This is a genomic window from Streptomyces sp. NRRL F-6492 (genome assembly GCF_001280125.1).
Taxonomy (GTDB): Bacteria; Actinomycetota; Actinomycetes; order Streptomycetales; family Streptomycetaceae; genus Streptomyces.
Genome location: NZ_LGEG01000180.1, coordinates 1 through 276 on the forward strand (window position 1 = coordinate 1; position 276 = coordinate 276).

Consider the following 276-nt stretch of genomic DNA (forward strand, 5'->3'; position numbering starts at 1 on the left):
CTGCCCAGGGTAAGTCGGGACCTAAGGCGAGGCCGACAGGCGTAGTCGATGGACAACCGGTTGATATTCCGGTACCCGCTTTGAAACGCCCAATATCGAGCCCATTAATGCTAAGGCCGTGAAGCCGCCCCGGAGCCTTCGGGCAAAGGGGAGTGGTGGAGCCGCCGGCCCAAGGTGGTAGTAGGTAAGCGATGGGGTGACGCAGGAAGGTAGTCCAGCCCGGGCGGTGGTAGTCCCGGGGTAAGGGTGTAGGACGTCACGTAGGCAAATCCGCGT

1 rRNA gene is annotated in these 276 nt (G+C 62.0%); it reads left to right on the top strand.

Annotation, left to right across the window (positions count from 1 at the left end):
• Positions 1 to 276 (top strand): 23S ribosomal RNA (locus tag ADL08_RS14280); the annotation flags it as partial.